This is a genomic window from Myceligenerans pegani (genome assembly GCF_014892515.1).
Classification (GTDB): Bacteria; Actinomycetota; Actinomycetes; order Actinomycetales; family Cellulomonadaceae; genus Myceligenerans; species Myceligenerans pegani.
In genome coordinates, this window is record NZ_JADBGR010000111.1 from 37,466 (window position 1) to 50,855 (window position 13,390).

General features: G+C 71.1%; 12 protein-coding genes. 4 read left to right on the plus strand and 8 right to left on the minus strand.

Annotated features, from left to right (window positions below):
• Positions 1 to 184 precede the first annotated feature (184 nt).
• The 4 genes from IIE03_RS24530 (at position 185) to IIE03_RS24545 (ending at position 3,755) form a co-directional block, all read left to right on the plus strand.
• On the plus strand, positions 185 to 1,165 hold the full coding sequence (locus IIE03_RS24530) for a WXG100 family type VII secretion target (RefSeq protein WP_192865421.1): 981 nt from the start codon (positions 185 to 187) through the stop codon (positions 1,163 to 1,165).
• Positions 1,165 to 1,968: a hypothetical protein gene (locus IIE03_RS24535; protein WP_192865422.1), complete on the plus strand. Its 804-nt coding sequence runs from the start codon at positions 1,165 to 1,167 to the stop codon at positions 1,966 to 1,968. Before IIE03_RS24530 ends, IIE03_RS24535 begins: the two co-directional genes overlap by 1 nt.
• A complete protein-coding gene (locus IIE03_RS24540) occupies positions 1,965 to 2,201 on the plus strand; it encodes a hypothetical protein (RefSeq protein WP_192865423.1) in 237 nt (78 codons plus the stop codon). Before IIE03_RS24535 ends, IIE03_RS24540 begins: the two co-directional genes overlap by 4 nt.
• Before the next feature lie 144 nt (positions 2,202 to 2,345).
• Entirely contained in the window at positions 2,346 to 3,755 is a 1,410-nt protein-coding gene (locus tag IIE03_RS24545; protein WP_192865424.1) for an FAD-dependent oxidoreductase, read from the plus strand.
• A 95-nt stretch (positions 3,756 to 3,850) separates the two neighbouring features.
• Here IIE03_RS24545 and IIE03_RS24550 read toward each other — a convergent pair whose 3' ends face one another.
• From IIE03_RS24550 to IIE03_RS24585, 8 genes are all read right to left on the minus strand, one after another.
• Entirely contained in the window at positions 3,851 to 4,789 is a 939-nt protein-coding gene (locus IIE03_RS24550) for a class I SAM-dependent methyltransferase (RefSeq protein ID WP_192865425.1), read from the minus strand.
• An 11-nt stretch (positions 4,790 to 4,800) separates the two neighbouring features.
• Positions 4,801 to 5,442: a hypothetical protein gene (locus IIE03_RS24555; protein WP_192865426.1), complete on the minus strand. Its 642-nt coding sequence runs from the start codon at positions 5,440 to 5,442 to the stop codon at positions 4,801 to 4,803.
• 97 nt (positions 5,443 to 5,539) lie between these two features.
• A complete protein-coding gene (locus IIE03_RS24560; protein WP_192865427.1) occupies positions 5,540 to 6,310 on the minus strand; it encodes a hypothetical protein in 771 nt (256 codons plus the stop codon).
• Entirely contained in the window at positions 6,307 to 6,783 is a 477-nt protein-coding gene (locus IIE03_RS24565; RefSeq protein ID WP_192865428.1) for an LpqN/LpqT family lipoprotein, read from the minus strand. The genes IIE03_RS24560 and IIE03_RS24565 overlap by 4 nt, the downstream gene beginning before the upstream one ends.
• A 33-nt stretch (positions 6,784 to 6,816) precedes the next feature.
• On the minus strand, positions 6,817 to 7,992 hold the full coding sequence (locus tag IIE03_RS24570; RefSeq protein ID WP_192865429.1) for a WXG100 family type VII secretion target: 1,176 nt from the start codon (positions 7,990 to 7,992) through the stop codon (positions 6,817 to 6,819).
• A gap of 46 nt (positions 7,993 to 8,038) precedes the next feature.
• Complete coding sequence (locus tag IIE03_RS24575) at positions 8,039 to 8,314, minus strand: WXG100 family type VII secretion target (protein ID WP_192865430.1); 276 nt, start codon at positions 8,312 to 8,314, stop codon at positions 8,039 to 8,041.
• 181 nt (positions 8,315 to 8,495) lie between these two features.
• Entirely contained in the window at positions 8,496 to 8,786 is a 291-nt protein-coding gene (locus IIE03_RS24580; protein WP_192865431.1) for a WXG100 family type VII secretion target, read from the minus strand.
• A 130-nt stretch (positions 8,787 to 8,916) separates the two neighbouring features.
• A complete protein-coding gene (locus IIE03_RS24585; protein ID WP_192865432.1) occupies positions 8,917 to 13,389 on the minus strand; it encodes an FtsK/SpoIIIE domain-containing protein in 4,473 nt (1,490 codons plus the stop codon).
• Position 13,390 lies beyond the last annotated feature (1 nt).

The window sequence follows — 13,390 nt, forward strand, 5'->3', positions numbered from 1 at the left end:
TCGCGGCGAAGGGTTCCCGAGCGTTCACGGACGGTGTACGCGGGACCCGGTCGGCGAGCGGCCATGGGGAACGCTACCCATGGCCCGTCGGTGGGCGGGCTGCTTGGGTACATGTCGGAGAAGTAGGTAGATCGGCCCCTGTTCGCCGGGCATGATGTACCTGCACAGGTGAGAGGAGGCGTGGTTGAGCGGCAACCTGTACGGCGCCGACATCGAGGCGCTGCGGCGGCTCGCGGACCGGATCGCCCAGGGCAGCGAGACGCTGAACGGCGTCGTCGGGGTCGTGGAGTCGGCCATGCCGGATCCCGGGCAGTGGAGCGGTCCGGACGCCGAGAGCTTCCGGGACGAGTGGTACAGCACCCACAGCCCTGCGCTCACGGCGTCGGCCCAGGCCCTGGCGGATGCGGCCGAGACCGCGCGCAGCAACGCCGACGAGCAGGACGCGACGTCGGAGAACCTGGGTGGCGGCGGCGCCGGAGGTATCGGCAGCGGTGTCGGCGCCGTCGGCGGCTCCGACCGGCCGGGCAGCGTCTTCGACGTGCTCGAGACCGGCTGGGCCGCGATCGGCGCCGGCGGGGCCGCGTGGAAGGCGTTCAAGTACGGCCGCAATCTGCTCAATCTCACCCGCGCGCTCGACACCGCCGGCGATGCGGCCGCCGCCGCGACGACCTTCATCCGGCAGGGAATGCTCGCCGACGGGATGGGCATCGTCGGCAGGCTCGGCACGTTCGGCAGGTACGCGGGCATCGCCGGAGGCGCCTTCGGCGTGATCGGCGGGGTCAACCAGATGTTCAACCCGCGGTACGACGGCTGGCGCGGCGGGGTCGACCGGGTCATGGGCGGCATCGGCGCCGTCGGTGGCGTGGCCACGATCGGCATGTTCATGGGTGCGGCGGCGTTCACCGGCCCCGTCGGGATCGGTATCGCCGTCGGTGCGGGGCTCGTCGTCGGTGCGTGGGAGCTCGGCAACCTGATCTACGACAACTGGGACGCCATCTCCGGATTCGTCTCCGATCCGCTGCCCTATCTCGCGGACGGGCTGGACGCCGTCACCGACTTCGCGGGTGATGCCGTCGACGCCGTCGGAGACGTGGCGAGCGACGTCGGTGACGCGATCGGCGACGCTGCCGGGGCCGTCGGCGACTTTGTGGGAGGGTTGTTCTGATGAGCGAGCAGAATGCGATGACGTTCTCGGAGGACGACGTCCAGGCCGCGCGGGCGACTCTGGCACAGGCACGGGACGGCGAGGTCGTCGGTGTGGTGATCCTCACGGACGAGGAGGTGGCGATCCTCGACGGGCTCGAGAACGAACAGCTCGTGCCCACCCCGTGGATGGATGCCCAGACCGGCGGCGACCGGTCCCTGATGGGCAGGGTGGCGCTGCGGTCGATGCTCTCGCGGGAGCTGGTGCAGCCCGTCGACACCGACGACGGCAGCGTCAAGATCACGGCGCACCCGGGGATCACCGGGCCGCTGGTGCTCCGGCGTTCCGCCCAGGAGATCCTCTCGGTGGAGCGTACGAGCTCGAACGGCAAGGACTGGCTGTTCGCCTACGTCCACATCGAGGGCGGCAGGTCCACGGTGCTCGAGGAGGAGATCTCCGGCTCGGGACACCACGTCTTCTCGGTGTACCCCGCGGCGCTGCTGGGTGAGCGGTTCGAGAAGTTCTTCGATCCGACGGGAACGGCCGCGATGAGTTCCTCGCCGAAGAGCTACTCGGCGGAGGCGTTCGAGAGCGCCGTCCCCCGCCTGCCCCAGCTCAACGAGGCCGTGGCGGTGAGCATCGTGTCCGGTGTGCGCCGAGGGAGCGACACGCTGCTCAACGCGTCCGTCTACGCGGGGCCGCACGGCGTCCACGTGCTGCGCGGCAGCGAGCACGACGGCGACGGGACGCCGGTGACCTACACGCTCCAGGAGGTCGGGCCGCGCGGACTGCGCGCCCTCCCCACGGAGATGATCCCCGCATGAGCGGCCTCGGCAGGTGGAGCCTCTGGACCGGCCTCGGCCTGGTCGTCGTCGCTGTGGTCTGCGTCGCGCTCACCCTGGTCCCGGTCGGCGTGATCGCGGGCGTGCTCGGCGTCGTGGCACTGGGCATCGCCGGGTACGACGCGATCTACAACGCGCTGGACCGTGCCGAACTCCGCCGTCGCGCGGCCCGGGCGGAACGCGAGCGCGGGCAGGGACACCGGCCCGGCTCCTGAGGGAGCTGGGGGATCCGAGGGACGATCCTCACAGGAACGCCACGTCCGCCCCCTGGGCGTGGGGTGAGCCGAGCCTTACCCGGTCGGTAGAATCGCTCCTGGCCTTCGATTGTGTACAGTCCCTCGACCGGAAGGCGCCTCTTCGTGAGCACCCGACCTTTGCGCGTCGCCGTCGTCGGTGCCGGACCCGCCGGCATCTATGCGAGCGACATCCTGTCCAAGACCGACCTCGACGTCTCGATCGACCTGTTCGAGCGCCTCCCGGCGCCGTTCGGGCTGGTCAGGTACGGCGTTGCGCCGGATCACCCGCGCATCAAGCAGATCATCGTGGCGCTTCACAAGGTCCTCTCCCGCGGTGACATCCGCCTGCTGGCGAACGTGGATTTCGGCACGGACGTCAAGCTCGAGGACCTGCGGCAGTTCTACGACGCCGTGATCTTCTCCACCGGCGCCATCAAGGACGCCGAGCTGAACATCCCGGGCACCGACCTGGACGGCTCCTACGGGGCCGCGGACTTCGTGTCCTGGTACGACGGGCACCCCGACGTGCCCCGCACGTGGCCGCTCGAGGCGCGCGAGATCGCCGTCGTCGGTGCCGGGAACGTCGCCCTCGACGTGGCCCGCATCCTGGCCAAGCACCCCAAGGACCTGCTGCCCACCGAGGTCCCGGCGAACGTGTACGAGGGCCTGCAGGCCTCGCCGGTGACCGATGTGCACGTGTTCGCCCGCCGCGGTCCGGCGCAGGTGAAGTTCTCGCCCCTGGAGCTGCGGGAGCTCGGTCACGTCCCGGACGTGGACATCATCGTGTACCCCGAGGACTACGACTTCGACGAGGGCTCCGAGGCCGCGATCAACTCGTCGAACCAGACCAAGCAGGTCGTCAAGACCCTCACCGACTGGGCCCTCGACGACCCGTCGACCAAGACGGCCTCCCGCCGCATCCACCTGCACTTCCTGCACCAGCCCGCCGAGGTGCTCGGCGAGGACGGCAAGGTGACCGGCTTCCGCACGGAGCGCACCGCGCTGCAGGGCGACGGCACCGTCAAGGGCACGGGCGAGTTCCACGACTTCCCGGTGCAGGCCGTGTACCGGGCGGTCGGCTACTTCGGGTCGCCGCTGTCCGAGATCCCGTTCGACGACCACAAGGGCGTCATCTCCAACCGCGAGGGTCGCGTCGTCGACATGGACGGCGAGCACGTGCCCGGCGTGTACGCCACCGGCTGGATCAAGCGCGGCCCGGTCGGCCTCATCGGCCACACCAAGTCGGACGCGTCCGAGACGGTGAAGCACCTGGTCGAGGACGTGGTCGGCGTTGCCGACGGCGCCGACGTGTCGGAGGGGAACCTGGAGGGCGGCCGTACCGCCCCGCAGGGCGACCCCGACGCCATCACGGCGTTCCTCGCCGACAAGGGCGTGCGGGTCATCGAGTGGTCCGGCTGGGAGCTGCTCGACGCGCACGAGCGCGCGCTCGGCGAGGCGGAGGGCCGCGAGCGGATCAAGGTCGTCCCCCGTGAGGAGATGGTCACGATCAGCCAGGGCGTGCACCAGGCCTGACACCAGGTACGACGACGGCCGGGGCCGCCTTCCGCGCGAAGGTGGCCCCGGCCGTCGTCGTCGGCCCGGACGCGGCGTCGCCCGCGGCTCGGCGCTCAGGCCGGGCGACGGTCCGCCAGGAGGGTGAGCGTCGTGTACGGCATCGTGACCCTGCCGCCGAGGGCGTCGACCACGCGCGCGTTGCCCTCCAGGACGCGTTCCAGCGCGTCCGGCGACAGGCGCTCGTGCCAGGCCAGCGTGGGCACCTGGTCGACCCACGCGTCGCGGGTGAACTCCACCTGCCAGGGAATGTCGCGCCTGGTCACCGGCCCGAACGCGCGCGAGCCCCAGATGCCCGTGACGGCGGCTCCCGCGAGCTTCTCGTAGCCACCCAGCGGGGAGCGTTCCCAGGGCACGAAGTCCAGCCCCATGTCGACGTCGCGGTAGACGTCGGCGAGCGCCGCGGCGACCTCGGGTTCCGGGACGCAGACGTTCCAGAACACGGCGAGGCGTCCGCCGGGCCGGAGCGCCGTGGCGGCCTTGACGGCGCCCGCGCGCTGCTTCACCCAGTGCCAGGCCTGTCCGGAGACGACGACGTCGTATCCGCGCCCCGCCGGATCCCAGTCGTCGAACGGCCCGTCCTCGACCGCGAATCCCGCGGCCCGCGCGACGGCGGCCATGCGGCCGTCGGGCTCGACCCCGGTGATTCGGCACCCGGCGTCGCGGAACAGCGCCGCGGCGGCGCCGGTGCCGATCCCGACGTCCAGGACCGCGGGCCGCTCCTGCCGAGGCAGCACCTCTGGCGGGGACGATCCCGCCCCGGCCGGCGAGGGCATCGGCAGCGGGCGGCCCGGGCCCGGTCCGATACCGGCCGGACCCGCGCCGACCGGTCCACCACGGGCCCGGCCCGCACCGACCCGCCCCATGCCGGCCAGCACGACCTCGGCCAGCTCGGCCGGATAGCCGGGCCTGGTGCGGTCGTAGCGCTCCGCGTCCTCGCCGAACGACACGGCGATCTCGCGCAGCGAGCGCCCCCGGCCGGGCGGACCGGTCATCGCCGTGCTGATCAGCCCTGCCAGTCGCCGGTGAGCTCGAGCGACTGGTCCACCTGCGAGACGAAGTCCTGCGTCATGACGCTCTCGACGCCGGAGAGCTGGATCAGGGAGGGCGCTCCCTGGCTGTCGGTGATGCCCCAGACCACGGCCACGTAGGCCTCGCCGCCCGACTGGTAGGTGTAGGAGGTGTTCGCCCGCTCGCCGTCCGTGCGGAGCGTGTTGATGGGGGCGAAGTTGTCGTCGGTGGACCCGGTGCCCTCGACCTGGCTGATGAACCACTCGACGGACTCCTGCGCGCCCATCGCCTTGCCGCCCGGCATGAAGGCGATCCGGCCCGCGACGCCGCCCTGGTCGTTCGGCTTCTGGTGGATGTACTTCCACGGGTCCTCGTCGGCGGAGGGCGCCCAGTCGGCGGGGACCTGCGCGGTGATGTGGGAGGCCTGGATCGTCTGCATCCCCGAGGCGGCGTCACCGGCCGAGTCCGCACCCGCCGTGCTCTCGTCGGTCGCGGCGTCCTGGGTGCTCTCGGTCCCGGCCGTGGCCGAGTCCCCGCCGACCTCTTCCAGGTCGCCCACGGAGAACGAGCAGGCGGTCAGGGTCGACGCGAGCACCCCGGCCGCCAGGGCGGCCAGCAGGGAACGTCGGGTTCGCATGGTGAATCACTCACTTCCTGGGTCGAGGGCCGTCCGGCTGCGCGGGTGAAAGCTATCGTGTCGCGCGCTTCGTGCCCATCACGTCGATGCGTTGTGCCTACTTCTCGAAGATCCGCGCGCCGAACCAGTCGAAGCGCGGCCGCCAGCCGTTGTTGCGCAGCACGGTGAACACCGGGACCTTGGCGTCGGCCGGCTTGAGCATGACGCCGCCCTCCCAGGACGTACGTGCGCCGAACGAGCTCCGTGTGGTGACCTGTCCGTCAGCACCTTCGACGAAGGTCGCGGACTGCTGCCCGGCGGTCTTGCCGCGGGTCCATTTCCAGTTCCCCGCGACGAACCCGCCACCGGGGCTGATCGCGGCCCGGACGGATGCGGACCCGGAGTACTCGACGAACTTGTAGTGCCCGGTGGCGGAGTCGAGGTCGACCTCCATGCGCCAGGCGTACGCCTGCTTTCCCCTGACGAACAGCGTCTGCCAGCGCACCTCCTCGACCTTCCAGCGCACGTCGACCCGCGCTCCTCCCGGCGTCCGCGACGCCTCGATGAGGTACGGCAGCCCGTCGCTGTTCATGCCCAGGAGATCCGCCACCACGCGGTCGACCGGGGTCGGGGCGGCCGCCGACGCGACGGCCGCCTCCGGGACCTGTGCCTTCTCCCGGGCGGAGGCGGCGGCCTTCATGCCGCGCCGCATCGTCCACATCCCGCGGGCGAATGCCAGGACACCCACGACGACGAGCAGGACGATGCCGAGTGCCACGTTCCCGGCGAGGAACGCCCAGACCGCCACCGCCGCCAGGACGAATCCGAGCGCGAGTACGGCCACGCGGCTGACGACCGCGAACCGCGCGGCGTCGTCCTGCTCCGTCATTGGTCCGCCAGCTTGACGCTGTCCTGGATCTCGCGGACCTGGGGCCAGATCTCCGCGGCCTGCGGTCCGGCGCACGTGCCGGTGACCTCGACCATGTCACGAACGCCGTCGTGCTCCACCACCGCGATCCGCAGCGCCTGCGCGATCGTGCCGGTCTGCTCGGTGGTCCACGCCCCTTCGATCCGCACGGCGGGCAGGCCGCCGAACGTCGTGTCCATCCGGCCCACCTCCTCGTAGCCCGGCGTGGCCTGGAACTTCTCCACCGCCTGCTCGATCACGGCCTCGACGGTCTGGTTCGGCGCCATCCGCTGGATCACGACGACGACGTTCGGGCGGAACTCGCCCTCGGGCCGCTCCTGGATGATGGCCATCTGCGCCTGCGGCACCGAGTGCGTGACCCAGCCCTCGGGGCAGTCCATGACCACGGCGGGGAAGCCCGGGAAGGTCTCGCTCGGGTAGGTGACTGTGCTCATGTCTCCATCCAATCAGGTTGTACCGCGGCCATGTCAGAGGCTCCCGATCAGGTCACCCGCGCCGTCGATGAGGTCGCCGCCGACGTCGGCGATCGCGTCGACGGTGTCAGCAGGTGACCAGTTGACCTCGAACTCGAGGCCCGCGCCGATCCCGAGGGCGGCGCCGACGTCCACGCTGACTCCGACGTTGTCCCAGCCGACGTTCGCGTCGATGTCCGCGTGCGCGCCGATCCCGGCGTACACCGTTCCGCCGACGTTGGCCTCCACACCGGCGACGTTGACCCCGGCGTCGGCACCGGCCTCCGCGCCGGCGAAGGCATCGAAGCCGGCACTCGCGCCGATGCCGTGCGGACCGACGGACACCCCGGCATCGGCCTCGGCACGTGCGCCGACCAGCGCCGACGCGGACCCCTCGGCCGAGAGGTGTTCGCCGTACCCGACCTGGCCCTCGGCACTGGCGCCCACGCCGACGCTGCCGCCGACCTGACCCTCGGCCACCAGCCCGTTCTCCGAGATGCTGACCTGGCCGGAGGCGTCGTACCCGGCGCCGGCCTGCACACCGGCCGATCCCGAGCCGTGGAAGCCGTCCTCGCTGCCGAAATCGCCCTCGACGCCGTTCTCGTAGCCCACGAAGCCGCCGGTCTCCCCCTCGGCGAGCGTGTGGCTGATGTTCCCGCTCTCGGACGGGGTCACCTGCGACTCGTTGTGGTGCGTCGTGTTGCCGTTCTCGTCCGTCGTGGTGTGAGTCTCGCTACCCCACTGGCTGCCGTTGTGGGTGTTGTTGGAGTAGTCGTACCAGTCGTTGCTGTTCTCGGCCCCCGGGTTCGCGCCCGGCGAGGTCAGGGGGTTCCCGCCGTCGTCCTCGGACCCACCACCGCCACCACCGCCACCGGCGCCGACACCCACACCGGTGCCCACGCCACCACCGCCGGACAGGTCGTCCGACGTCTCCTGCTGATCGTCCGCGTTCTCGCGCACCGTCGCCGCGACGTCGTTCAGCGCGGCCGCCGTCTCGCGCAACCGGACCGCGTGCACGTCGGTCCACTCCGCACGGAACTCCTCGCCGTCCGGGCCGCTCCACGCGTCGATGGCCGGCATCGCCGAGTCGACGACGGCGACGACGTTGCCGAGCGTCTCACCGCCCTGAGCGACCCGATCGGCGAATGACCGCAGCGCCTCGATATCGGCACCATAGAGCCCTCCGCTCATGGTTTCTCCTCACATCCCTCCGCGCCAGGGCGGTTGCGTCGGTCCCTCAGAGCGAGCCCGAGGTGCCTTCCTGTTCCGCGGCGTTGGCCTCGGCCGTCCCGGCGAAGGTGTCGAGCGCCGAGGCGATCTCGTTCAGCTTCGCCGCGTGGGTGCCCGTCCATTCGCTCTCGAACTGGTCGGCGTCCGGCCCCATCCAGTCGGTCTCGGCCAGCTGCGCGGTGATGTCCTGCACCGTGGCGCGCACCTCCTCGGCCTGTTGCCGCAGGACGTTCGCCATCTGCCGGACGGCCTCGATGTCGAGGCCGAGCATGTCTCCAACCATGTCCCTCTCCTTCCCTCCCGGCCGCCTCTGGGTCGAGCAGCGGTGCGTGAACCGGCGCTCCGCGCTCGCCCGGATCGGACTGGTGGATCTCGTCTCCTGACCTGTGCTCCCGTGACGCGCGATGGGTGCGGCACCGGACCGGCACCGCACCCATCGTGTTCACGCCGCGAGGACGAACGCGTCAGAGCGCGTTCGAGGTGCCCTCCTGCTCGCTGGCGTTGCGCTCGGCGGTCTGGCCGTGCTCGACGAGCTGGTCCGCGATCCGCTGCAGCTGCGTGAAGATGTTGCCGTCCCACTCCTGCTCGTACTGGGAGGCGTCCTGGCCGTTCCACTCGGTCTGCTGCATCTGCGCGTTGACCTGCTCGCCGGCCTGCCGGATCTGGTCCGACGACTGCTGCAGAACCTGGGCCAGCTGCCGGACTGCCTCGACGTCACTACCCGAGACGTTGGCTGCGCTGTGCTGAAGCGGCATTCCCTACTCCTTCGTCGGTGGCTGCCCTGGTGGGCGGCCTCGGTTGATTTCGACACCACGTACTCAACCAGAGCCCGTGGCACTGCGGAATGGGGAGAGTTCCCCATCCCCGTCGCACGGCCCGGGCGCGTCACCCGGGCTGCGCGACGTGGATCTTGGCCGGCCGGCCGGCGCTGATGAGGAATCCACGGCCGGGCGGGAAGTCCTTCCGCCGCAGCCGGCCGAGCGGGGTGTTCATGAGCGTGTCGCCCTCCATGTCGCCCGGCGTCATCAGGATGCCGTTGCGGCCCGACTTGAACGGGCCGGCCAGCGCGAACGCCTTCGACCAGGTCGACGACTCCGATTCGCCGATCACCATGATGTCCTTGCGCACCGCGGCCTTGACGAACGCCTCCAGCGGCTTCTCCGCCGGCGTGCCGGTCAGCTCGGTGTAGTTCTCGATCATGACCGTGAGACTGCCGGGGGCGAACTTGTCGGCCTGGACCGCCTCGGTGAGCTCCTTGGCGGCCTCCTGGACGTCCTCGGGGGTCTGGGCCACCGAGTCCCACAGGTCCATCGAGCCCACGCTGCTGCGCCGCGACGAGAAGTACACCAGCCGCGTCCTGGTGCTCCGCCGCAGGGACGTGGCGATCGTCACGAACGTCGTCGTGCGGCCCGAACCGGGAGGGCCCGCCAGCATGAACGGCGAGCGGTCCGGGAGAGCGATCGGCGAGATGTCCAGATCCCGCAGACCGATCGTGGGCCGGTTGCCGACGGTCGGCGGCAGGGCGCTGAGCATGAAGTCGTCCGACAGCCGCTCGACACCGGGCGCTCGACGCGTCCCCGCGCGCTCCATCGCCTGTTCGAGCTTGCCCACCTCGCGCGACTGGACGACGCCGTTCGAGTCGCCGCCCAGGACGGCGATCTGCGCCTCCTGCCCGAACATGATCGCCCGGCCCGGGGCCGACGTCGGGCCGAGGACGTCCTTGGGCACGTTCAGCATCATGTAGTCGTCCTCCCGCGCCATGCGGTGCACGATGCGCTTCTGCACCGTGGACGCCAGCGACGGCGGGATGTTCGTGGACCGGTCCCCCGTCATCACGATGTGGATGCCCACGGGGCGGCCGTCCGTGGCGAGCTGCGTGAACGCGCCGAAGATCGAGAACCCGCGTCCCGCGAGGATCTCGTACGACTCCCGGAACGCTCCGAAACCGTCCACGAGGACGAAGATGCGCGGCTCGTCGGGCCGGTTCGCGATCTTGCGGTACTCGACGATGCTGTTCGCCCGCACCTCCGAGTACCGGGCGGAGCGGGACTCGAGCTCCTCGGTCAGCCGCCGCATGAGGCGGGTGATCCGTTCCTCGTCCTCGCCGTCGATGATGGCGCCGACGTGCGGCATGTTCTCCAGCATCGCCAGGCCGCCCGAACCGCAGTCGATGCCGTACACCTGGGTCGGCCCGCCGCGCACCGTCAGCCCGGCCGAGATCGCGACCGTGCGCAGCGTGGTGCTCTTCCCGGAACCGCCGGTGCCGTAGACGGCCATGTTCCCGTCCTGGTCCGGTTCGTAGTGCACGGTCGGCTGCGCCTGTCCGTGCGGATCGTCCAGGACGCCGAGCAGGAGTTTGGCGTCGGTCCGCGGGTTGGGCAGCAGGGCCAGGTCGTAGGTCTCGGCGAGTTCCGGCAGCCACGGCTTACGCGGCTCGGGCACCCCGGCGATGGTGGCCGCCTCGCGCATCGTCCGGACCATCCGGGAGATGTCGTTGGGGCCGGGGTCGCCGCCGTCGTCGGACACCTTCGTCGGCATCTCCCACTTCCGCGCGACGCCGAAGTCCAGCTCCTCGACGTCGATCTGGGCGGGTTCCGGCTCGTCCGAGGTCCAGCCGCCGGCGTACCCGGTCTGGAACGTGGTGATGCGGCCCGGCCCGGTCTTGGCGGCGCCGCGCCCGGGGATCGACGCCGCGAAGTGCGCCGCCATCGCATCTCCGAGCACGTCCTTGGAGTCGGACTCGTCCGCCATGCGCAGGGCGATGCGCAGGTTCGTGTTGGCGCGCAGGTTGTCCTTGATCACGCCGGCAGGGCGCTGGGTGGCCAGGATCAGGTGCAGTCCGAGGGACCGGCCGCGCTGGGCGACGTCGACGACGCCGTCCACGAACTCCGGGACCTCGCCGACCAGCGCGGCGAACTCGTCGACCACGATGATGAGGCTCGGCGGGGCGTCGGGGTCGCCGGTCTTCTCCAGCGACGCGAGGTCCTTCGCCTTCTTCCGGTTCAGCAGGTGCTCGCGGTAGTGCAGTTCGGCCCGCAGCGACGACAGAGCGCGCCGCACGAGGTGCTGCGACAGATCGGTGACGAGGCCGACCGTGTGCGGCAGGTGCACGCAGTCGGCGAACGCCGCGCCACCCTTGTAGTCCACGAACAGGAACGTCACGCGGTCCGGGCTGTGCGCCGCGGCCATGCCCATCACCCAGGACTGCAGGAACTCCGACTTACCGGCACCGGTCGTACCGCCCACCAGGGCGTGCGGGCCCTGGGTGCGCAGGTCGAGGTAGAACGGCTCGATGCCGTTGTGCCCCACCAGGCCGCGCAGGTTCGTCGGGTTCTTCCGGCGCACGGGAGGCGACCCGTCGCGCGGTGTGAGCGACAGGTTCTCCTTCCACCGGTCGATGATGCTGTTGGCGTTCGAGGCGACCTCCGTGCCCGCGAGCGCCAGGTACGACACCGACCGCGGGAGATCCGTCTCGTCGCTGACGGCAGCGCCGACGTCGACCACGGGCGAGAGGATGCGGGCGATCTCGTGGGCGGTGGCCAGGTCGGCGGTCTCGCACCGCACGGGGAAGGACAGGAGGCCGTAGTGCACCTGGCCGGACGTGGCGCTGTCGGCGCCGGCCTCGTGGTCGAGCACGACGAAGGTGCGGCACGCGGCGGGCAGTTGTTCGACCGTGGGCGCGACCCACACGACATGCACGTTGGCGGCGGGACCGCGCTCGACGAGGCGGACCAGGCGCGACCGCTCGAGCGGGGCGTCGTCCTCCACGAGCACCACGACCGACGGGAGGATCGGGCTGGGCGGCTTCTCCTCCCGGTCCTTCTCGGGGTCGCGCTCGCCCTCCAGGGGCGGCGGGCCGTCGAGCTTGACGCCGCGGGCCTCGATGAGTTCCTCGAGCCGGGTGAGCAGGGCCGCGCCCTGGCCGGGGTCGGCGGCGAGGTGGTCGCTGGAGCCGAGCGGACTGTGCGGGGAGCCGGTGTGCGGCGCCCACTGCAGCCATTCCCAGTCCTGTCGCGACCGGTTCGAGGTGAGCGCCGTGACCACGACCTCGGCGGGCGAGTGCAGCGTGATCATCTGCAGGATCACGGACCGAGCGACGCCCTCGACGGCGCCGGACCGGCCGGCGATGCCGACGCTGCCGCCGTACCGCAGCGCCGCCGCGGAGGGCACGTCGTCGATGAAGACGCACTGCTGCTTGAGTTCGAGCACCTTCTCCCAGTGCTCGGGGAGGCAGTCGTTCTCCCGAGGTTCGGAGAACCCCGTACGTGCGGGCGCACGCCCGGTCCCGAGGCGGACGGTGAGGAACCCGCGGTGTTCCGGCCGGTGCGTCCACATCAGGCCACCGAGTCGGCGGACGTTGTCGATCGCCTCGGCCAGCGACGGCGTCTCGGCGATCCGGACGGCGCGCTCGACGGCGTGCGTACGGCGGATCCGTTCCTTCGTGTACTCGACAGCCTCGAGGAACCGCTCGGACGCCTGCTCGTACTCCTTCTTCGTCTGGACCTTCCGGTCCCACCACATGCCGATCATGAACATCGGGCCCATGAACATGAACAGGAGCATGCGCGGGTTCTGGAAGACGAGGAACACCACGAGACCCATCACGACCGGAACCAGCATCACGAGCCAGGGCAGTGGGCGGGGCTTCGGCGGCTCGGGCGGCTTCGGCGACGTGATCTCGTGCTCGCCGAACCGGGTCACGACGCGCGGCGACCGGTTGAACTCGACGGCGGGGCTGGTGGGCGCGATGCTCGTGGTCCGGTGCAGTGCGATGACCGAGACGACGTCGTTCCCGATGGTGATCGTGTCGGAGCTGGTCACCGTCGCCCGGGTGACCGCCTGACCGCCCATCACGAGGCCGTTCGCGGAGTCGAGGTCGTGGATCTCGATCGACTCGCCGACGACGATGCGGGCGTGCCGCTTGGACGTCTGCTTGTCGGAGAGCCGCACGTCCATGTCGCGGCCCCGGCCGATGTAGGACGTCCCGACGGGGAGGGGGAACTCGCGGCCGGCGTCGGGCCCCTCGATCACGCGGAGCGTGGCGACCGCGGCGCCGCGGTCCGCCCCGGGGACCATGAACTGGTCGGAGACCCGGACGATCTCGACGGTCGAACCGGAGCGCAGGCCGGCCTGGGTGAGGTCGCTGTCGGGCCGGAGGACGCGGCTGTCGGCGCCGCCGCCCCCGGACTCGCCGCGCACCTGAAGGGTGAGGTTCTCGGGCGCCGCGGCACCGTTGCGCGTCGGGTCGGCCGAGAACAGGGTCTCGGCCACGTCCCGCACGGTGGCCGTCGCATCGGCCGTGACCGCCACGTTCGCGGAGGTCTGGTCGGGGCGGTTGAGTGTCAGCTTGATCCGCACG